This window comes from Plantactinospora sp. WMMB782 (assembly GCF_049179135.1).
GTDB lineage: Bacteria > Actinomycetota > Actinomycetes > Mycobacteriales > Micromonosporaceae > Plantactinospora.
In genome coordinates, this window is record NZ_JBMHMC010000007.1 from 2,100,943 (window position 1) to 2,119,703 (window position 18,761).

19 protein-coding genes are annotated in these 18,761 nt (G+C 72.2%); 6 read left to right on the forward strand and 13 right to left on the reverse strand.

Features of this window, described 5'->3' with window-relative positions:
* Positions 1–29 precede the first annotated feature (29 nt).
* The 4 genes from ACN28A_RS11640 to mqnC all read right to left on the reverse strand — a co-directional run bounded on the left by ACN28A_RS11640 (position 30) and on the right by mqnC (position 4,574).
* On the reverse strand, positions 30–1,307 hold the full coding sequence (locus ACN28A_RS11640) for a geranylgeranyl reductase family protein (RefSeq protein ID WP_421394915.1): 1,278 nt from the start codon (positions 1,305–1,307) through the stop codon (positions 30–32).
* A 156-nt stretch (positions 1,308–1,463) separates the two neighbouring features.
* Positions 1,464–2,171, reverse strand: coding sequence for a hypothetical protein (locus ACN28A_RS11645; RefSeq protein WP_421394917.1), 708 nt, complete (start codon positions 2,169–2,171; stop codon positions 1,464–1,466).
* 69 nt (positions 2,172–2,240) lie between these two features.
* Entirely contained in the window at positions 2,241–2,951 is a 711-nt protein-coding gene (locus ACN28A_RS11650) for a demethylmenaquinone methyltransferase (RefSeq protein WP_421404311.1), read from the reverse strand.
* Between the two features lie 432 nt (positions 2,952–3,383).
* Complete coding sequence (gene mqnC, locus ACN28A_RS11655; RefSeq protein ID WP_421394918.1) at positions 3,384–4,574, reverse strand: cyclic dehypoxanthinyl futalosine synthase; 1,191 nt, start codon at positions 4,572–4,574, stop codon at positions 3,384–3,386.
* Between the two features lie 52 nt (positions 4,575–4,626).
* Here mqnC and ACN28A_RS11660 point away from each other — a divergent pair, with 52 nt between their 5' ends.
* A complete protein-coding gene (locus ACN28A_RS11660; RefSeq protein WP_421394920.1) occupies positions 4,627–5,583 on the forward strand; it encodes a tetratricopeptide repeat protein in 957 nt (318 codons plus the stop codon).
* Positions 5,584–5,664: 81 nt separating this feature from the next.
* Here ACN28A_RS11660 and ACN28A_RS11665 read toward each other — a convergent pair whose 3' ends face one another.
* Entirely contained in the window at positions 5,665–6,924 is a 1,260-nt protein-coding gene (locus ACN28A_RS11665) for a phospholipase D-like domain-containing protein (RefSeq protein ID WP_421394921.1), read from the reverse strand.
* A 118-nt stretch (positions 6,925–7,042) separates the two neighbouring features.
* Between ACN28A_RS11665 and ACN28A_RS11670 the strand changes: the two genes are divergently transcribed.
* Together ACN28A_RS11670 and ACN28A_RS11675 are read left to right on the forward strand one after the other, a co-directional pair.
* A complete protein-coding gene (locus ACN28A_RS11670; protein WP_421394923.1) occupies positions 7,043–7,516 on the forward strand; it encodes a YcxB family protein in 474 nt (157 codons plus the stop codon).
* A 73-nt stretch (positions 7,517–7,589) separates the two neighbouring features.
* A complete protein-coding gene (locus ACN28A_RS11675) occupies positions 7,590–8,381 on the forward strand; it encodes a GNAT family N-acetyltransferase (protein ID WP_421394925.1) in 792 nt (263 codons plus the stop codon).
* A gap of 132 nt (positions 8,382–8,513) precedes the next feature.
* On the opposite strand, the gene paaE is transcribed toward ACN28A_RS11675, so the two are convergent.
* The 5 genes from paaE to paaA are packed head-to-tail and all read right to left on the reverse strand — an operon-like array spanning position 8,514 to position 12,226.
* Positions 8,514–9,626, reverse strand: a complete 1,113-nt coding sequence (gene paaE, locus ACN28A_RS11680; protein WP_421394927.1) for a 1,2-phenylacetyl-CoA epoxidase subunit PaaE — start codon at positions 9,624–9,626, stop codon at positions 8,514–8,516.
* Positions 9,623–10,102 (reverse strand): 1,2-phenylacetyl-CoA epoxidase subunit PaaD, encoded by a 480-nt coding sequence (gene paaD / locus ACN28A_RS11685; RefSeq protein WP_421394930.1) that lies wholly within the window; start codon positions 10,100–10,102, stop codon positions 9,623–9,625. Before paaD ends, paaE begins: the two co-directional genes overlap by 4 nt.
* Positions 10,099–10,845: a 1,2-phenylacetyl-CoA epoxidase subunit PaaC gene (gene paaC, locus ACN28A_RS11690; protein ID WP_421394931.1), complete on the reverse strand. Its 747-nt coding sequence runs from the start codon at positions 10,843–10,845 to the stop codon at positions 10,099–10,101. The genes paaD and paaC overlap by 4 nt, the downstream gene beginning before the upstream one ends.
* Positions 10,842–11,147 (reverse strand): 1,2-phenylacetyl-CoA epoxidase subunit PaaB, encoded by a 306-nt coding sequence (gene paaB / locus ACN28A_RS11695; protein WP_421394933.1) that lies wholly within the window; start codon positions 11,145–11,147, stop codon positions 10,842–10,844. The genes paaC and paaB overlap by 4 nt, the downstream gene beginning before the upstream one ends.
* Positions 11,144–12,226 (reverse strand): 1,2-phenylacetyl-CoA epoxidase subunit PaaA, encoded by a 1,083-nt coding sequence (gene paaA, locus ACN28A_RS11700; protein ID WP_421394935.1) that lies wholly within the window; start codon positions 12,224–12,226, stop codon positions 11,144–11,146. Before paaA ends, paaB begins: the two co-directional genes overlap by 4 nt.
* A 397-nt stretch (positions 12,227–12,623) precedes the next feature.
* On the opposite strand from paaA, the gene ACN28A_RS11705 reads away from it, so the two are divergent.
* Both ACN28A_RS11705 and ACN28A_RS11710 read left to right on the forward strand, forming a co-directional pair.
* Positions 12,624–13,577, forward strand: a complete 954-nt coding sequence (locus ACN28A_RS11705; protein WP_421394938.1) for a serine hydrolase — start codon at positions 12,624–12,626, stop codon at positions 13,575–13,577.
* Entirely contained in the window at positions 13,577–14,539 is a 963-nt protein-coding gene (locus ACN28A_RS11710) for a serine hydrolase (protein ID WP_421394940.1), read from the forward strand. The genes ACN28A_RS11705 and ACN28A_RS11710 overlap by 1 nt, the downstream gene beginning before the upstream one ends.
* 24 nt (positions 14,540–14,563) lie before the next feature.
* On the opposite strand, the gene ACN28A_RS11715 is transcribed toward ACN28A_RS11710, so the two are convergent.
* Complete coding sequence (locus tag ACN28A_RS11715) at positions 14,564–15,412, reverse strand: menaquinone biosynthetic enzyme MqnA/MqnD family protein (protein WP_421394942.1); 849 nt, start codon at positions 15,410–15,412, stop codon at positions 14,564–14,566.
* Positions 15,413–15,836: 424 nt separating this feature from the next.
* On the opposite strand from ACN28A_RS11715, the gene ACN28A_RS11720 reads away from it, so the two are divergent.
* On the forward strand, positions 15,837–16,706 hold the full coding sequence (locus ACN28A_RS11720; RefSeq protein WP_421394943.1) for a serine hydrolase: 870 nt from the start codon (positions 15,837–15,839) through the stop codon (positions 16,704–16,706).
* Between the two features lie 53 nt (positions 16,707–16,759).
* On the opposite strand, the gene ACN28A_RS11725 is transcribed toward ACN28A_RS11720, so the two are convergent.
* A complete protein-coding gene (locus ACN28A_RS11725) occupies positions 16,760–18,082 on the reverse strand; it encodes an MFS transporter (protein WP_421394945.1) in 1,323 nt (440 codons plus the stop codon).
* Positions 18,083–18,150: 68 nt separating this feature from the next.
* A complete protein-coding gene (locus tag ACN28A_RS11730) occupies positions 18,151–18,732 on the reverse strand; it encodes an ArsR/SmtB family transcription factor (protein WP_421394947.1) in 582 nt (193 codons plus the stop codon).
* Between the last annotated feature and the right edge of the window lie 29 nt (positions 18,733–18,761).

The following is an 18,761-nucleotide window of genomic DNA, read 5'->3' on the forward strand; positions in this document are numbered from 1 at the left end:
TGCTGCCCTCCAGCGGGGCCGACGCCGGCTCACACGGCCGGAGCCACCTTCGTCATCGCGTTGATGACCCGGTCCATCGCGTCCCCGCCGCGCGGGTCGGTGAGGTTCGCCAGCAGCTTGAGCACGAACCGCATCAGGGTCGGGTGCGGCATGCCGTGCTTGGTGGCGAGCCGCATCACCTGCGGGTTGCCGATCATCTTCACGAAGATGTTGCCGAGCCGGTAGTAGCCGCCGTACCGGGCCTTCAGTTCGGCGGGGTAGCCGGCCAGCGCGCGTTCCCGCTCGGCACCCACCGGGCGGGCCAGCGCCTGCACCATGATCTCGGCGGCGAGTTCGCCGGACTCCATCGCGTACGCGATGCCCTCGCCGTTGAACGGGTTGACCATCCCGCCGGAGTCGCCGACCAGCAGTACGCCCCGGGTGTAGTGCGGTACCCGGTTGAAGCCCATCGGCAGGGCGGCGCCGAGGATCGGGCCGTCCGCGTTGGCCTCGTCGGTCATCCCCCAGTCTTCCGGGGTGTTGGCGAGCCAGTCGACGAGCAGCCGGCGATAGTTGGTCTTGCCGAACGCGGCCGAGGAGTTCAGCGCGCCGAGCCCGACGTTGACCCGGCCGTCGCCCATCCCGAAGATCCAGCCGTACCCGGGCAGCAGCTTGTCCGGGTGCTCCTTGCTGCGCAGCTCCAGCCACGACTCCAGGTAGTCGTCGTCGTGCTTGGCGGGCGAGCGGTAGTAGCGGCGGACGGCGACGCCGATCGGCCGGTCCTCCCGCTTGTTCAACCCGAGCGCCAGCGGGAGCCGTCCGGAGACACCGTCGGCGGCCACCACCAGCGGGGCCCGGAACGTCGCCGGGGCCTTGTCCGGGCCGCTCTCGGCGGTCACCCCGACCACCCGGCCGTCGCCGTCGAGCACCGGGCCGGTGACGTTCATCCCGGTACGCAGCTCGGCGCCGGCCTCGACCGCCCGCTTCGCCAGCAGGTCGTCGAAGTCGAGCCGGGTGCGCACCAGTCCGTAGTTGGGGAAGCTGGCCAGGTCGGGCCAGTCGAGTTCGAGTCGTACGCCGCCGCCGATCACCCGCAGGCCCCGGTTGCGCAGCCAGCCCGCCTCGGGTGAGGTGTCGACGCCGAGCTTGACGAGTTGCTTCACGGCCCGGGGGGTCAGCCCGTCGCCGCAGACCTTCTCCCGGGGGAACTCGGTCTTCTCCAGCAGCAGCACGCGTACGCCGTGTCGGGCCAGGTGATAGGCGGTTGTCGATCCACCCGGACCGGCGCCGACGACGATGACGTCCGCGTCGCTGTCGAGCGTGCTCATCCGCGCCTCCCCTCCCGGTCGCTCGTGAAATGCTTCACAAGCCTCGTCCGGGGAGGAGTCTAAGACCGCGAGGAGGCCGGCAACCGGTTAGGTGAACCTAAGTTGCCGAGGTAGGGGTGTCAGCTACGTGTTCCGCCCCGATTCCGGGGCCGGAAATCAGCTCCGGTCCTCGCCGCTGCGCTGGGTCGGGCGGCGCTCGATCGGCCCCGGGGTGACCGGCCCGGGTTCGGCCGGATGCGGATCGGTCGGACGTGGCTGCACCGGGTGCGGGTCGGCGGGCCGTGGCTGCGCCGGGTCGGGCGCGGTTGGCTGGGGGTCGGCCGGGCCGGGCCAGCCGGGCTGCGGCTCCCCCGGTCCCGGCCGGGCCGGATGCGGCCCCGGCGGGTTCGGGTCGACCGGATGCGGTTCCACCGGCTCCCCGTCGCCCGAGGTCGGCAGGCCGCCGTTCTCCGGCCGGGCGCCGTTACCCGGCGGACGATCCAGCCGATAGTTTCCGGGCGGCGGTGCCAGGACGCTGTCCGGGGCGCGCTCGTGCTCGTACGGCAGTTGTTCGCGCAGCGTGCCGCCGCTGACCCGGTCGAGCGCGGCCAGGACGTCGGCGACCACCGTGCGGATCGCCGCCGGGTCGGGACCGGCGAGTTCCCGGAGCTGGGCGATCAACTCGGCCGCCTCGGCCTCCGGATCGACGGCGTCGCGCGCCGGATCGTCGCCGTTCCGAGCGCCCTCGCCCCGGTCGTCTCCGTTCCGAGCGTCTCCGTTCCGAGCGTCTCCGATCCGGCGTCGCGCGGCCGGCGGGCCTCCGGCCCCCGGTGTCTTCTCGGCCGGCTGCTCCTCGCCGTCGACCTGCCGGTCTGCCCCCGCCATGGGCGCAGCCTACGGCCTGGAAAGCCCCTTCGAGCATCAAACCCGACTAAACACGCATGAAACAGGGTGTCAGTCACGTACCGCGCGGTGCAGCGCGACGACCCCGCCGGTCAGGTTCCGCCAGGCGACCCCGTGCCATCCCGAGCGACCGATCCGGGCGGCCAGCCCGGCCTGGTCCGGCCAGGCCCGGATCGACTCGGCCAGATAGACGTACGCGTCCGGGTTGCTCGCCACCGTCCTCGCCACCGCCGGCAGCGACCGCATCAGGTAGGAGAGGTAGACGGTCCGGAAGACCGGGTTGGTCGGCGTGCTGAACTCGCAGACCACCAGCCGGCCGCCCGGCCGGGTCACCCGGGCCATCTCCCGGAGCGCCGCCTCGGAGTCCACCACGTTGCGCAGCGCCAGCGAGATGGTGACCGCGTCGAAGGTCTCGTCCGGGAACGGCAGCCGGAGCGCGTCGCCGGCCAGCAGCGGCACCTCGGGGCGGCTCCGCCGGCCGGCCCGGAGCATCCCGACGGAGAGGTCCAGCCCCACCGCGTACGCCCCGGAGGTGGCCAGTGCGGCGGTGGAGACGCCGGTGCCGGCACCCACGTCGAGTACCCGGTCACCGGGGTGCGGTTCGAGCGCGGCCAGGGTGGCCCGGCGCCACCGCCGGTCCTGGCCGAACGAGATCACGGTGTTGGTCAGGTCGTAGCGGGAGGCCACCTCGTCGAACATCGCCGCCACCTCGTGCGGCTGCTTGTCCAGGCTGGCCCGGCGGCCGGACGGGGTACGGGTCACGCCGCAGTAGTCTGCCAGCCACCGGCCGGACCGCGCGGTCCGGGGCAGGTGCGGGGGCTGCGGTATGCCGACCCGGGACACACCGCGGGCGAGGTGGTCGACCACCTCGCCCGCGATGCCGTGCGTTATGTGAACGGCCCTCATGGACCGATAGAGGACGACGCCGCTGCGCCGCGTCCCGGCCCAGCGGGCCGGCCCGTCCACGACGACCAACGGGTTACCTGTGCCGGCACGTTATCGTCCGGACGGGCCCGGTCGCGCTCCCCTTGATCCAACCGTTATGACCGCCCGAATCCGGTCGGCTTCCAAGAATGTCCTGGTCAGATGCCATTTATCCGGCAAGCTCGACGTTCTGCCGGCGGATCGGAGCCAAGGACCGGCCCCTCGCCCAGCCGGTGCTGACCGAATGGACGAGGGTGGTTCAGCGGGTGGTCAGCGGGCGTCGACGAGCGGAAGACTCCGGCCCGCACCGCCGCCCGGCAAGGCGATCGAGGAGAAGTGCGACACCACCCGGTCGTCGGTCGGGTCGTCGGCCGGGGTGCGGTGCACCGCCAGGTGCCGGTAGAGGGTGTCCCGCTGCGCGGGGATCCGGCCGGCGGACCGGATCATCCAGATCAGCCCGTGCAGGTTCGACCGGTGCCGGGCGCCGGCCGAGGAGATGACGTTCTCCTCCAGCATGATCGAGCCGAGGTCGTCCACCCCCATGTGCAGGGCGAGCTGCCCGGCCTCCTTGCCGGTGGTCAGCCAGGAGGCCTGGAGGTGCGGCACGGTATCGAAGAAGAGCCGGGCCACCGCGACCAGCCGCAGGTATTCCAGGGTGGTCGCCTGGGTGCGGCCCTTGAGGTGGTTGTTCTCCGGCTGGTAGGTCCACGGGATGAAGGACCGGAAGCCGCCGGTACGGTCCTGCACGTCGCGGATCAGCCGCATGTGCTCGATCCGTTCCGCGTTCGTCTCCCCGGTGCCCATCATCATTGTGGCGGTGGACTCCACGCCCTGCCGGTGTGCGAGTTCCATCACCTCCAGCCAGCGTGCGCCGGACTCCTTCAGCGGGGCGATCGCCCGGCGTGGCCGTTCCGGCAGCATCTCGGCGCCGGCACCGGCGATCGAGTCCAGCCCGGCCGCCTTGATCCGGCTGATCGCCTCGTCCAGGCTGACCCCGGAGACCTTCGCCATGTGCAGGATCTCGCTCGGCCCGATCGAGTGGATCGCGAGCTGCGGGTACGCCCGCTTGACCGAGGAGAAGAGCTCCTCGTAGTACTCCACGCCGTAGTCGGGGTGGTGGCCGCCCTGCAGCATCACCTGGGTGGCGCCCAGCTCGACCGCCTCGGCGCAGCGGCGCAGGATCTCCTCGGTCGGGTGCGTCCAGCCCTCCCGGTGCTTCGGCGCCCGGTAGAAGGCGCAGAACTTGCACGCCGTCACGCAGACGTTCGTGTAGTTGATGTTGCGGTCGATCAGGTATGTCACGACGTTGTCCGGATAGCGCCGCCGCCGCACCGCGTCGGCCGCCTCACCCAGCGGGTGCAGCGGCGCGTCGGTGTAGAGCAGCAGCGCCTCCTCGGGCGTGATCCGCCCGCCGTCCGCGCCGCGCTGCAGGATGCTGTCGATTTCCCGGCTCGCCGTCACAACCCCGAGGGTACGCCCGCCCGGCTTGCGCGCCGCACGCACGATCGGGGATGTGAGCACGGACAACCGCTGGGTACGGCCGCGCCGGCACTGGGCACGGCTGCGCCGAGGGCTGCTGGCGGCGGTACCCCGCCGGGGCGGCGCCGACGTGGCGGTACGGGCCGAGGTGTTGCGCGGGCGCGGCGTCGAGCTGGCCGCCCAGCGCAGGTACCCGGAAGCGGCCGACGCCTTCCAGCAGGCCGTGCGGTGCTACCTGCGGGCACCGCTCGGCAACATGACGTCGATCTTCTGGACCCGGTACGCGCTCGCCCTCGTGCTCGGCGGCGCCGGCCGGTACGCCGAGGCGCTCTCGGTGGCGTCCGGCCTGCGCTGGCCGCTGCGCGCCATGCGCTGGAGCCGGCCCGGCCGCCGGCCGCAGTACGCGGAACTGCTGCAGAAGATGTCCTACTGGCAGGGCGAGGTCGGCCGGCCGGACCGGGGCCTGAAGACCGCCCGGCGGGCGACGGCCGGGTTCCGGCGGCTCGTCGCCGAGCACGGGGTACGGCACGAGCGGGGTCTGGCCGCCGCGCTGATCGTGCTGGCGCACCAGCTCCAGCTGCTCGACCGGGACGCCGAGGCGGTACCGCCGCTGCGCGAGGCGGTCGCGCTCTACCGCCGGGCGGTCGACGGCGACGAGCCGCTCGGGGCGACCCTGGCCGAGCTGGGCCAGCGGCTGCGGAGGCTGGCCGGGCACCACACCGAGGCGCTGGCGGTCCAGCGGGAGGCGGTCGAGGTCACCCGGCGGCTGGTCGCGGATGACCCCGAGCGGTTCCGCTCGGTGCTGGCCGGCCGGCTACTGGTGCTCGGCGTCATCGCCGGCCGGGTCGGCCTGGTCTCGGACGCCCGGGCCGCCTGCGCGGAGGCGGTCCCGCTCGCCCGCCAGGCGTACGCCGCCGACCCGGACCGGTACGCCGACCTGCTGCACACCGCCCTCGCCCTGGCACGGCACCGCACCGCCTCCACCCAGTAGCCCTCGCCCGGTCGGCGGAACATCCGGCGTCCGCCGCCACCCACCACCTCCGCTACGTCGACGCCACGGTCGCCGGGATGCTCAGGTCGCGCAGCTGCCGTTGTCCGGGTTGACGCACTTGGCCCGGCTCCACAGTGTCTCGAAGTTGGCGTGGAAGTCGTTCCAGACCGTCGGGTGCTCGATCTTCACCAGCGTCTCGTCGTGGTCGGTCAGCGCCGGGTCGGTGACGTTGTGCGAGCCGGTGAAGACGACGGAACGCCCGGCCACCCCGGCGAAGGTGCCCCGGATGATGATGTTCTTGGAGTGCACGCTCACCAGCCGGCCGTCGTAGTTGCTCGCCTCGGCGTCGTGGTACTTCTTCAGCGAGACGTTCGGCTGCCCGTTCAGCGTGGCGTACGCGGTGCTGCCCATCGAGCCGTACACGACCCGGACCCGGCAACCCATCCGGCCGATCCGGCGCAACTGGGTGGCGACCTGCGGGCGGGCGTCGGTGAACTGGGCGTGCGCCACGTCCACCGTGCAGCCGCTGGCGTAGGCGTCCACCTCGGCCAGCCGGTTCGCCAGGGTGTCGCTGTCGGCCCGGGGCGAGTGGTAGACCGTGACCGCCGTGTTCGGCGACTTGTAGTAGCCGTTGGCGGCGTTGAAGTAGTCGTTGTTCTTCCGCTGCGCCCGCATGTCGTTGAAGTACGCCGTGAAGTGGTCGTACAGGTCGTAGTCCTCGTGCACGACCAGGGCGCTGTTGAAGAGGTTGTTCTGGGTGAAGGTGAGGTTCTGCGAGCTGACGAGGACGACCCGCTTCATGCTGCCGCTGGTGGAGAAGGTGAAGACCTTGTTGTGGTTGATCGAGTTGCTCTTGTTGCCGATGCAGGCGGTCGAGCCGGCCACCGTGGACGAGGTCTTGCCGCAGATCACCAGGTCGTCGAGGTTGGCCGAGCGGAGTACCGCCATCGCGGCGTTGTCGGCGCCGGTGTTCACCCCGCCGCCGGTCTCGTCCAGTACGACCCGGACGATCACGCCCCGGCCCGCCGCCCGCTTCAGTGCCTCGGCCACCACCGGGGAGGACCAGCTGTACATGATGCCCCGGATGTAGCCGCCGGCCGGTGCGCCGTCGGCGAGCCGGACCAGCTCGTCCTCGATGGTCCGGTCCCGGGTCCCGTCGTCGGCCGGGATGTTGAACCGGGTGTACGCCGGGAACGGGTCGGCGGCGGCGGACCTGTCCGGTGCGGGCGCGGCGGCGGCCGTCGCGGACGGGACGGGCAGGACCGCCGCCAGCATCCCGAGCGCGGCCACGGACGCCAGTGCGACGTTGACGGGGGTACGGCGCAGGTCCAGACTTCTCATATCCCGTTACTAGTATAAATATTTCAATCCAGCAACTCCCTGCGCAAAAATTCTTCATACGCCCAGGTGACCCGGTGTGTGCCCGGATCGCAGGCCAGCAGCCAGTTCGGAGGTAGCGGTGCAGATCGTCTTCCAGGTGTCCCCGGATCGCAGACGCTGGGTCCGGGCAACCCGACGGGCGATGCGGCCGTACGGGACCATCGTCTGGGTCGGCGGCTTGGTCGTCATGTCGAACGGCATCACGGTGGCGGTGCTCGATCCGGCCGATCCGCTGGGTGTGGTGTTCGTCGTGCTCGGCCTCGTCCTGCTGGGGCTGGGCCTGAGCCTGCCCTGGCTGTCGGTCCGGATGCAGGGCTGGCTCCTCGACTCACCCTCGACCGTCACGGTCACCGCGGAAACGCTGTCCAGCAGGTCCGCGGACGTCTCCGCCGAGATCGCCTGGTCGACCGTCCGACGCGTGCAGGAGACGCCGGAGATGTGGCTCGTCCGCCCCGGGCGTACCCACATGTTGATGCTGCCGAAGGACGGCACGGACGAGGCGGGCCGCCGGGAGTTCCAGCGCCTCCTGGTGGAACGGGGCCTCGCCCGGTAGACCGGGATCCACCCCTGGAAGCGGGACCGTTATCAGGTGGCCGACCGCCGGCCGCCGGAACTACGGTGCTCCGATGCCGGTACGCCCAGACGTCGACGCCCCCGCCGACTCGGTGCTCTGCGCCGACGACGGCACCCCGCTCGCCCGGATGCGCCTGCACGACGACGACGGCCAACGCGTCGCCGCCGACGTGCGGCCGTGGCCCGGGGTGGCGCCGTCCGCCGTCGCCGCCCAGGCCCGGCACGACCTCGCCGGACTGCGCCTGGAGACGCCGGACGACGGGCTGGTCGGTGCCCTGGTGGCGGGCGGGCTCGAACTGCGCCGCGCCGCCACCGAGCTGCGGCACGACCTGACCGGGCTGCCGATGCCACCGACGCTGCCCACCGGCTGGACGCTGGCCGCTCCGGGCTGGGACGACGACCTGGCGCGGGCGTGCGACGCGGCGTACGGCCCGGATCATCCGGACGGGCGGTGGCAGGCCGACGACACCCGGCAGATCCGGGCGATGTTCGACAGCGACGACCCCGTCCCGCCGCTGCGGACCGCCTCGGCCCGGGTGCTGGGTCCGGACGGGCGCAGCGCCGGCCACGTGCTCTGCGCCGGCCCGGTGCCGTGGACCGACGACGTCTGCGGCTGGATCCTCAACATCGCGGTGGCGCCGCACGCCCAGGGCAACGGCCTCGGCCGGGCCCTGCTGGTGCACGCCCTGCACGGCACCCGCGGGGCAGGGCTGCCGGCCCTCGGACTCTCGGTGGCGGACCGCAACCCGGCCCGCCGGCTCTACGACGACACCGGTTTCCGCACGCACCGCCGGGTGCTGTCGGTGCTGCTACCCGGCTCCACCGAGCATCCGGTGCCGAGCTGACCCGACCGGAGGACCGTCAGGGCATCCGGTGCCGAGCTGACCCGACCGGAGGACCGTCAGGGCATCCGGCAGCGGGCGCACGGACGGGGCAGCTCGACAGTCTCTCCGGCCGGCATGACCCCGCCCGCCCACTCAGCCGTCGTAGTCGACCACCAGACTGTCGGTCACCGGGCTGGCCTGGCAGGTCAGCACGTACCCGGCGGCCACCTCGTCCGGCTCCAGGGCATAGTTGCGGGCCATCGACACCTCACCCGAGACCACCCTCGCCCGGCAGGTCGAGCAGACGCCACCCTTGCAGGCGTACGGCAGCTCGCTGCGGACCCGCAGGGCCGCGTCGAGGACCCGCTCGTCCCGGCCCATCCGGAAACTCGACGCCCGGCCGTCCAGCCGGATCGTCACCTCGGTTCCGGTGCCCTCCGCCGCAGCGGCCGGCCGGACCGGCGGCGCGGGCGGCGCGTCCACGTGGAACAACTCGGCGTGTACGGCCCGCTCCGGCACCCCCCGCCCGGTCAGCACCTGCCGCGCGTCGAGGACCATCCCGTAGGGGCCGCAGAGGAACCACTCGTCGATCCGCTCGGCCGGCACGACGGTGTCGAGCAGCCGGCCGAGCCGGTCGGCGTCGATCCGACCGGAGAGCAGCGGTGACTCGCCCGGTTCCCGGGACAGCACGTGCACCAGGTGCAGCCGCTCCGGCCAGCGGTCCTTCAGGTCGGCCAGCTCCTCCACGAACATCACGGTGCGGCCGTGCCGGTTGCCGTACACGACGGTGAAGGTGCTGGCCGGTTCGACGGCGAGCGCGGTCGCGACGAGCGAGAGCACCGGGGTGATCCCGGAGCCGGCCACCACCGCCGCGTAGTGCCGGACCCGGTCCGGGGCGAACGCGCTGCCGAAGTGTCCCAGCGGCGGCAGCACCTGCACGGTGTCGCCGGCCCGCAGCGCGCCGACCGCGAAGCTGGAGAAGGCGCCGCCCGGCACCTCCCGTACCCCGATCCGGAGCCGCCCGGTGCCGGCGAGTTCCGCCGGCGTGGAGCAGATCGAGTACGACCGCCGCACCTCGACACCGTCCACTGCGGAGCGTCGTACCGTGAGGTGCTGGCCGGCCCGGAAGGCGAAGGTCTCCCGCAGCTCGACCGGTACCTCGAAGGTGACCGCGACGGCGTCGGAGGTGAGCCGGTCGACGGCCCGGACCGGCAGCGGGTGGAAGACCGGCCGGCGCCGGACCGGCCGGTTGACGGTTACGCTCAAAACGCCCTCAGGTGGTCGAAGGGTTCCCGGCAGGCCCGGCACCGCCACAGCGACTTGCATGCGGTGGAGCCGAACCGGCTGACCTGCTCGGTGTCCACAGCGCCGCAGTGCGGACAGCGGACGCCCAGGGTGACCGGGACCGGGCGCCGCCCGGCCGGGCCCGGCGGGGCGATGCCGGCGGCGGCCAGCTTGGCCCGGCCGGCCTCGGAGATCCAGTCGGTGGTCCAGGCCGGGGCGAGGACCGTGACGACCTCGGCCTCCGGATGCCCGGCGGCGGCCAGCGCGGCCCGGATGTCGGCCCGGATCACGTCCATCGCCGGGCAGCCGGTGTAGGTCGGGGTGATGGTCACGGTGACCCGGCCGGTCGACGCGTCCTCGGTGACGTCCCGCAGCACGCCGAGGTCCTCGATGGTCAGCACCCGCAGCTCGGGGTCGAGCACCGCGGCGGCAGCCGCGCGCGGGTCGGCGGCGCTCACCAGCGGGCTCCCGGGTGTGCGCGGTGCAGCACCTGCATCTCGGCGAGCAGGTAGGAGAGGTGCTCGGTGTGCAGTCCGGTCCGGCCGCCGGTCGGCCCCCAGCCGTCGGCGGGACGATCGAGCGTCGCGGTGGCCAGCACCGGGTCGACGGCGGCGAGGAAGTCCGGACGCAGCCCGGCCGGGTCGACCGGCGCGGCCGGGTCGGTGCTGAACAGCTCGACGGTGTACGGCCACAGCTCGTCCACGGCCGCCTGCATCCGCCGGTGCGACTCCTCGGTGCCGTCGCCGAGGCGTACCGTCCAGAGGCTGGCGTGGTCGAGGTGGTAGGCCACCTCCTTGCGGGCCTTGCCCGCGACGGCGGCCAGCCGCTCGTCGGCGCAGCCGCTCAGCGCGGTGTAGAGCGGCAACTGGTAGGCCGACAGGAAGAGCAGCTTCGCCATGGTGAACGCGAAGTCGCCGTTCGGCAGCTCGACAAGCAGGCAGTTGCGGTACTCCCGGTCGGAGCGCAGGTACGCCAGCGCGTCCTCGTCCCGGCCGGCCCCCTCCAGCTCACCGGCGTAGCCGAGCAGCAGCCGGGCGGCGCCGAGCTGGTCCAGGGCGATGTTGGCCAGCGCGACGTCCTCCTCCAGCTCCGGTGCGGCGGTGACCCACTCGCCGAGCCGCTGCGCGGCGACCAGTGCGTCGTCGCCGAGCCCGAGCAGGTGGTCGACGGTCGTGCCGGCTGACGCCTCGGGAGTGTTCACAGGTGCGCCGCCCCGTCCGGTACCGGGTAGAACGTCGGGTGCCGGTAGACCTTGTCGGCGGCCGGCTCGAAGAAGGCGTCCTTCTCGTCCGGGCTGGACGCGGTGATCGCCCCGGCCGGGACGACCCAGATGGAGACGCCCTCCTGCCGCCGGGTGTAGAGGTCCCGGGCGTTGTGCAGCGCCAGCTCGGCATCCGGGGCGTGCAGGCTGCCGACGTGGGTGTGCGACAGCCCGCGCCGGGCCCGGACGAAGACCTCCCAGAGCGGCCAGCCGGCCCGGCTGTCCTGCCGTGGGGCGGTCACGCCGGCACCGCCGTACGCCCGGTTGCCTGCTCGGCGCTCCGCTTGGCGGCGTACGCGGCGGCGGCCTCGCGTACCCAGGCGCCGTCGGCGTCGGCGCGGCGGCGGTGCGTTATCCGCTGCCGGTTGCACGGCCCGTCGCCGGAGATCACCCGCATCAGCTCGGCGTAGTCCGGCTGGGTGTAGTCGTGTGCCTGCCGGGAGGAGTTCCACCGCAGGTCGGGGTCGGGCAGGGTGAGGCCGAGCACGCCGGCCTGCTGCACGCACATGTCGACGAAGCGCTGCCGCAGCTCGTCGTTGGAGAACCGCTTGATCTTCCAGGCCATCGACTGCCGGGAGTGCGTCGAGTCGCCGTCCGGCGGGCCGAACATCGCCAGCGACGGGTACCACCAGCGGTCCACCGCGTCCTGGGCCATCGCGTGCTGCTCCGGGGTGCCGCCCGCCAGGGTGTGCAGGATCTCGTAGCCCTGCCGCTGGTGGAAGGACTCCTCCTTGCAGATCCGGATCATGGCCCGCGCGTACGGCCCGTACGAGCAGCGGCACAGCGGGACCTGGTTGACGATCGCGGCGCCGTCCACCAGCCAGCCGATCGCGCCGACGTCGGCCCAGGTCAGCGTCGGGTAGTTGAAGATCGAACTGTACTTCTGCCGGCCGGCGAGCAGCAGCTCGACAAGTTCGTCCCGGGTCACCCCGAGGGTCTCGGCGGCGGCGTAGAGGTAGAGCCCGTGCCCGGCCTCGTCCTGCACCTTGGCCAGCAGGATCGCCTTGCGCTTGAGCGAGGGTGCCCGGCTGATCCAGTTCCCCTCCGGCTGCATCCCGATTATCTCGGAGTGGGCGTGCTGGGCGATCTGCCGGATCAGGGTCTTCCGGTACGCCTCCGGCATCCAGTCCCGGGGCTCGATCTTCTGGTCCGCCTCGATCAGGTCGGTGAAGTAGTCCTGCGGGTCGCTGCCGGTGCCCGTGCCACCCCCGGGACGGCCACGGTCGGCGGCCACCCGCAGCGCCGCCTCGGCCGCCTCGACCTGATCGAGCAGGTCGCCGGCGGGTCCGTCGTCCGGGACCGGGAAGTCATGTCCGTACACGGACCAAGTGTTACAGCTCAACTAGCGAGTAACCAAGATGTGTAACAGAAATGCCGCTCGGAACCGCGCCGGAACCGGCTCGTTCCTGGCTCGGCCTACGGCACCAAATGTCGCACTGATGGGTGAATGACGCTGGTCACAGCTAGGTAAAAATTCCGCATCTATTACCACATAACATGCTAATTCCGGTCGCGATCGACGAACCGCCGGGCTTCGCCATCTGGCGGATTGGACCGAGCCACGTAAACTTTCCCCGTTCCCGTACTGCCGCTTCCCCCGGCATGTCGGGCGCGGAGCAGACCGCCGGTGTGGGGCTGGCGGAGGCACCGCCGAGATCAACCGCACAGCGCCCCGGACACAGCGGCCCCCCGGCCTTCACCCTTGGAGCCCCATCCTCATGCGTCCCCGCGTGGCCCTGGTGCTCGCCATCACGACAGTCGTGCTTGGCGGCCTGCTGCTCGTACCCGCCGCGTACGCCCGGCTTGTCGATTCCGGCGGCCCCTCCCCGTCCGGGGAGGCACCGGTCGGGATCGAGCCGTCCGCGCCACCCGCGCCGACCCTGGCCGCCGCACCGGTGACGGTGAAGGGGGTGGACGGCTTCTTCGGCTGGGCACTGCTGGACCGGGAGAGCGGCACGATCTCGGGCTCGAAGAACATGACCGCGACCAACTCGACCGAGTCGATGATCAAGGTCTGGATCGTCTCCGACTACCTGCGCCGGCTCGGCGGCAGGCAGCCGCCGCCGTCGTTGTTGAAGGCGGCCAGCACGGCGATCCGGGACAGCAACGACGACGCCACGAACGCCCTGTACAAGGCCGCTGGCGGCACGAGCACCCTGGACCGCCTGGTCAAGATGTGCGGGCTCACCGACACCCGCAAGGTGGTGCCGCCAGGCGAGAGGGGCGTTTGGTGGAGTTACACCGCGATGTCCCCCCGGGACGCGGTGCGGATGGGAGAGTGCGTCAAGGACGGCACCGCCGCCGGACCGAAGTGGACCGAGTGGGTGCTGGACGAGATGACCAAGGTGCGCGGCAGCACCGCCGCGAAGGACCAGAAGGCCAAGCAGGGCGGCGGCCGCTGGGGCATCATCGACGGGCTCTCCGAGGGGATCCTCGCGCAGGGCCCGGTCGCGATCAAGAACGGCTGGACGTTGATCTTCGCGGACGGCAAGTGGCACCTGAACTGCCTGGCCATCACCGACAAGTGGGTGCTCTCGGTAATGACGCGATACTCCGGCCGCAAGGGCCTCGACTACGGCGCCGACGTCTGCGCCAGCGTGGCCAGCCAGCTGACCACCACGCAGCCCGGCGCCGTGCTCCGGGTGCCCGTGCCGCTGACGGCGAGGTCCTGATGGGCGCCGAGGAACGCGCCGCCGAGCGGCGGTCCCGGTCCAACCGGTCGACGATGTTGCGGCTGACCCTGATCGCCGGGGTGCTGCTGGCGCTGGTGCTGGTCGGACTGCGGCTGATGCCGGGCTCGCCGTTCGCGAGTACCGCCGCCGCCAAGTGGGGTGAGCCGAACAGTCCGGCCGGCTCGTCGGCCACCGCCCCGGGCCGGGACCGCTCGACGCCCACCCCGACACCCAGCCCCGAGCTGCCGCCGCTGCCGGTGGCGCCGGCCAGGGTGAAGATCGACAAGGCCGGCTGGTGGAACTGGGCGCTGATGGACACCCGGACCGGCGAGATCTCCGGCTCGGCCAACATGGACGAGACCAACCCGACCGCCTCGATGATCAAGGCGTGGATCGGGGCGGACTTCCTGCGCCGGGCCGCCGAGCAGGGCGACACCCCGAGCGACACCCGGATGAACCAGGTCTCGATCATGATCCGGGACAGCGACAACACCGCCGCGCAGACCCTCTATGAGGTCAACGGCGGTACGGCGTCGATCAAGCGGCTGATCAGCATCTGCGACCTGACCGACAGCAGCCCGGCCGCCGACGGCGGGTGGAGCCGCACCGCGCTCTCGGCCCGGGACGCCGCCCGGCTGGGCGCCTGCATCGCCGACGGCCGGGCCGCCGGCCCGAAGTGGACGAAGTGGCTGCTCGACGAGATGCGAAAGGTGCGCGGCGGTGGCAACTTCGGCATCCGCAAGGCGTTCCCGGCCGCCGAGCAGAAGACGATCGCGATCAAGAACGGCTGGGTGGACCGGCAGCGCGAGCAGAAGTACACGGTGAACTGCCTGGCCATCGGCGACGGCTGGACGATGGCGGTGGAGACCCGGTACGCGATCAACCTCGGCTACGGGTACGGCGCCGAGATCTGCGAGGACGTCGCCCGTCAGCTCCGGGAGGCTTCGGACGCCGCCACCTGAGCCCCGGGCCCCGGCCCGAGCCGCTCAGGCGGAGAAGAAGACCGGTCCGTCGGCGGGTAGGGCCGGCAGGCCGGCCAGGTCGACGGCGCGGCGGGCGAACTCGCGCAGCCCCGCCACCTGGCGCTCGCCGAGCGAGAAGTCCAGGGTCCGGAAGTAGCTGGCCAGGGTCGCCGCGTCGAACGGCTCCCACCGGGCGGCCGACTCGGCGACCTCGTCCAGCTCGGCCAGGCAGAGGTCACGGGAGCGCAGGAACGCCTGGTGCACCTCCTTGACCTGGCCGGGGTGGCTGGCCGCGAAGTCCCGGCGTACCGCCCAGACGGCGAAGACCATCGGCAGCCCGGTCCACTCCCGCCAGGCCTGCCCGAGGTCGGTCACCGAGAGCCCCCGGCCGGGCGCCTCGTAGAGGGCGCGCAGCGCCACGTCCCCGATCAGCACCCCGGCCTCGGCCTCCAGCAGCATGGTGGTCAGGTCGGGCGGGCAGGTGAAGTACTCCGGGTCGACGCCGTACTGCTGGGCGAGCAGCATCCGGGCGAGCAGCACCCCGGTCCGGGAGGTGGACCCGAGGGCGACCCTGGTCCCGTCCAGCTCGGCCAGCGGGCGGGTGGAGACGATGTTGACCGAGAGCACCGGGCCGTCGCTGCCGACCGCGAGATCGGGGAGCAGCAGCAGCTCGTCGGCGTGCTTGAGGTATTCGACAAGGGTGATCGGGCCGATGTCGAGATCACCGGCGACCAGTGCGGCGCTGAGCCGCTCCGGTGAGTCCTTGTGCAGTTCGACGTCGATGAGCGCGCCGCTGCGCATCAGCCCCCAGTAGATCGGCAGACAGTTGAGGAACTGGATATGCCCTACCCGGGGTCGCCGCAGCTCGGTCATGATCCGACCGTAACCGCCGGTTCGACGGGCCGCTCGGCCGACCCGGGCGGAAGTGGCCCAGGACGCAGCGTGCCCCCCGCTCCCGCAGCGCCACCGGTTCCGTCCGTCGGGGACGAAATTCCTATGTCACCCAGCCGAGCCGCCATGCGTCGAGGTTATGACGATCATGCCGAACCGGAACTTGTCGGCACACAATTCCGCGGCCAGTGTGGAGTCGGGTTGCTCGACCGGGCCCGATGGAAATGTCCCGCGCCATCGAACGGAGGAAGAAAGATTGGCAAGCGAAGTGAGTCGCCGGACCGCCTTGGGCATCGGCACAGTGGCCACGGCGGGTGCGGTACTCGGAATGACAGGCCGGCCCGCCGGTGCGTCGCCGAGCACGGTGCGCGCGGGCGAAGCCGGCATAGGATCACCCCGGCAGTCGGTGGGGGAGAAGTACCGCTCGGAACGGGCGAAGGCGGGCGGCAACTGGTATTCGTACATCACGATCTCCGGCCCCGGCCCGACCGGTCAGGGCGTGGTGATGGAGAACATCGACACGGTGGTCGAGGCGTACAGCGTCAACAAGATCGCGGTGGCCACCGCCGTGCTCGACAAGGTGGACCGGGGCCTGCTCACCCTGGACCGGCGGGTCGACGTCACCGCCGCGATCGTCGTACCCGGCGGGGACGGGATCTTCAGTCTGGACAACGCATATCCCAGTTCGGTCACCTTGGGCCACGTGCTGGCCGCGCTCCTGACGGTTTCCGACGACACCGCCGTACGCCTCTGCGGGCTCGTCTGCCCCGCCGCCGAACTCAACCAGATCCTCGTCGACAAAGGCTTCCCGAATACGCAGGTCGAACCGGTGGCAAATCCGAACCGGTTCTATCTCGGCACCAGTACCGCACGGGAGACCCACCGCATGTTGCAGGCGCTCGTCTCCGGTGCGCTGCTCTCCTCCGCGTCCACCAACTTCATGCTCACCGCGTTGCGTTCCCCCATCGCGTTCACCGACGGCATCCGGCGCACCATGTCGTCAGACGGCCGGGCCAGGATCGCGACGAAGGCCGGCTGGTTCGCTGACGCCCGACACGAGGCCGGAATCATCTTCAGTGCCGCCGGCGCCCCGGTGCTGACCTACGTCATGTTCTCCGACGGCCAGGCGGATCCCGACAACTTCGGTTCGACCCATCCGGCCGTCCAGGCACGAGCCGCCATGGGCCCCACCTTCCTGGCCGCGGTCGACGCGATATCCGCCCCGACCCGGATCGTCCACCCAGCCCCCACCTACCGACCGTCCAACGGCGGCTGATCCGGCATCTGCGCAAAGCGGCGGTCGCGGGCGGCACTACCTCACCCGGGGGCTCAGGTCGGCGCGGGAAGGGTCGCCCGCTCCCGCGCCCCGGCCTGCTCCGGCGATGCGGCCCGCTCGCGTGCGGCGGTCCGCTCCCGCCGGGTGGCCCGGAGCACCACCGGAGTCACCACGCCGACCACGGCCAGTCCGGCCAGCCCGGTCGCCGCGACCAGCGGACGGGGCGGGAAGCCGGTCAGCAGGAGGCCGCCGGCCAGGTAGCCGAGGATCCCGGCACCCTGGATCGCGGCGCCCTGGACGGCGAAGGCCCGACCGCGCGCCTGGGGCGGCACCCGGTTGACCATGACCAGGTTGCCGAAGACGTTCAGCCCGCCGTTGGCGATGCCGCCGACCAGCCAGAGCAGGACCAGCCAGCCGGCGGCCGGAACGGCGGCGCCGAACGCGACCAGCAGGCAGGCCCCGCCGAGCATGACCAGCACGCCCTGGACCAGTGCGCCGTCGTCCCGGGCCCACCGGGCGGCGCCGGCCAGCAGCCAGGCGCCGCCCAGCATGCCGGCGGTCCAGGCCGCGCTGACCAGGCCGAACATCGTGGTCGAGGCGTGCAGGGTCTCGCGTACGAAGAAGACCTCGATCACGTTGACCGCGCCCACCCCGGCCACCGTCGCGGCGACCGCGAGCACCATCGTGGCCAGCAGCGGGTCCCGGCGCAGCCGCCAGGCCGGTGCCGTGGGTGCCGACGAGGTCCCGCCGGTGGCGGTCGTCGCCCGCCGGCCACCCCGTCGGGTACGCAGCAGCAGCCCGGCCACGACCAGCGCGAGATAGCTGCCGGCGTCGATCAGCAGTGGTACCCGGGTGCCGAGGTGGCCGACCAGCAGCCCGGCCAGGGCCGGCGCGAGCAGGATGCCGACCGAGCCGGCGGTCTGGTTGACCGCGCTGGCCCGGGGCAGGTCGACCCGGCGCACCATCTCGGGCAACAGGGCGGCCAGGGTCGGCTGGGTCACCGCGAGCCCGCAGGCGAGCAACGCGGCGAGCAGCATGATCACGACCGTGCTCCCGGCGAAGGCGAGCGCGACGCAGAGGGCGGCCTGACCCGCACCGGCGCAGACCAGCAGGGTACGGCTGTCCACCCGGTCGGCCAGTCGTCCGGTCAGCGGGGCGAGCAGCACCAGCGGCAGCGCCGCGGCGAGCAGCACCCCGGCGACCGCCAGACCACCGGCCCCGGCCGACTGCAGGGCGAGGGCCAGCACGGTCGCGGCCAGGAAGTCCCCGCAGCTCGACACGGCCCGCGACCCGGCGGCGAGGTAGACGTCCGACCAGCGGGAGCCGTCCGGCGGCCCGTCGGCGGGTACGGCGGGACCGGCAGTTGTGAAGGACATACTTCGAAAGTAATCCTTCACAACTGCCGTACGCAACCCTCGACGGGAATCGACCGGCTCGGGTCGGGTCACTCCATCGGCAGCGCCGCGAAGTGCACCACCACCGGGCGGGAGCCCTCGGGCGGATCGACCCGCTCGCGGCGCCGGTACGGCCGCATCAGCTCCCGGATCCTGCCGTTGAGCTCGGTCAACTCCTCGGCGGTGAGCATCAACGTCACACCGCCGTACTGGGCGGCCTCGTACCATTCCTTCGGTTCCTCGGCGAACCGCCGGGCCCACTGCCGGATCCGCTCGGTGTCGCGGGCGACGTACACCTCGATCAGGGTCTCCTGGGCGGCCCGCGCCTCCGGCGGCGCGTCCTGGCCGACCTCGACGCCCCAGGCGCCGACGCTGCTGCGCCAGAGTCGCTCGCGGGCGTCGCCCCGGCTCGGCGCCTGCTCGACCAGGCCGAACTTCGCCAGCTCCCGCAGGTGGTAACTGACCGCGCTGGGTGAGAGCCCGACGATCTCCGCGCACTCGGTGGCGGTGACCGCCGCCCCGGTGGTGCTGAGGTGCTCCATGATCTCCAGCCGGGCCGGATGGGCGAGCGCCCGCATCACCTGCGGGTCACTGATCATCAACGGCCGCTGCTCCACGGGCTGCTCGGTCATCCGCCCATGATTGCGCCTCCGGCCCGCCA

Excerpts from the sequence above, each read along its gene's own strand:
- ACN28A_RS11665 (WP_421394921.1), bottom strand. The coding sequence starts at position 6,924 with ATGAGAAGTCTGGACCTGCGCCGTACCCCCGTCAACGTCGCACTGGCG.
- ACN28A_RS11710 (WP_421394940.1), top strand. The coding sequence starts at position 13,577 with ATGGGCGCCGAGGAACGCGCCGCCGAGCGGCGGTCCCGGTCCAACCGG.
- ACN28A_RS11640 (WP_421394915.1), bottom strand. The coding sequence starts at position 1,307 with ATGAGCACGCTCGACAGCGACGCGGACGTCATCGTCGTCGGCGCCGGT.
- ACN28A_RS11725 (WP_421394945.1), bottom strand. The coding sequence starts at position 18,082 with ATGTCCTTCACAACTGCCGGTCCCGCCGTACCCGCCGACGGGCCGCCG.
- ACN28A_RS11675 (WP_421394925.1), top strand. The coding sequence starts at position 7,590 with ATGCCGGTACGCCCAGACGTCGACGCCCCCGCCGACTCGGTGCTCTGC.
- ACN28A_RS11730 (WP_421394947.1), bottom strand. The coding sequence starts at position 18,732 with ATGACCGAGCAGCCCGTGGAGCAGCGGCCGTTGATGATCAGTGACCCG.
- ACN28A_RS11645 (WP_421394917.1), bottom strand. The coding sequence starts at position 2,171 with ATGGCGGGGGCAGACCGGCAGGTCGACGGCGAGGAGCAGCCGGCCGAG.
- ACN28A_RS11705 (WP_421394938.1), top strand. The coding sequence starts at position 12,624 with ATGCGTCCCCGCGTGGCCCTGGTGCTCGCCATCACGACAGTCGTGCTT.
- ACN28A_RS11715 (WP_421394942.1), bottom strand. The coding sequence starts at position 15,412 with ATGACCGAGCTGCGGCGACCCCGGGTAGGGCATATCCAGTTCCTCAAC.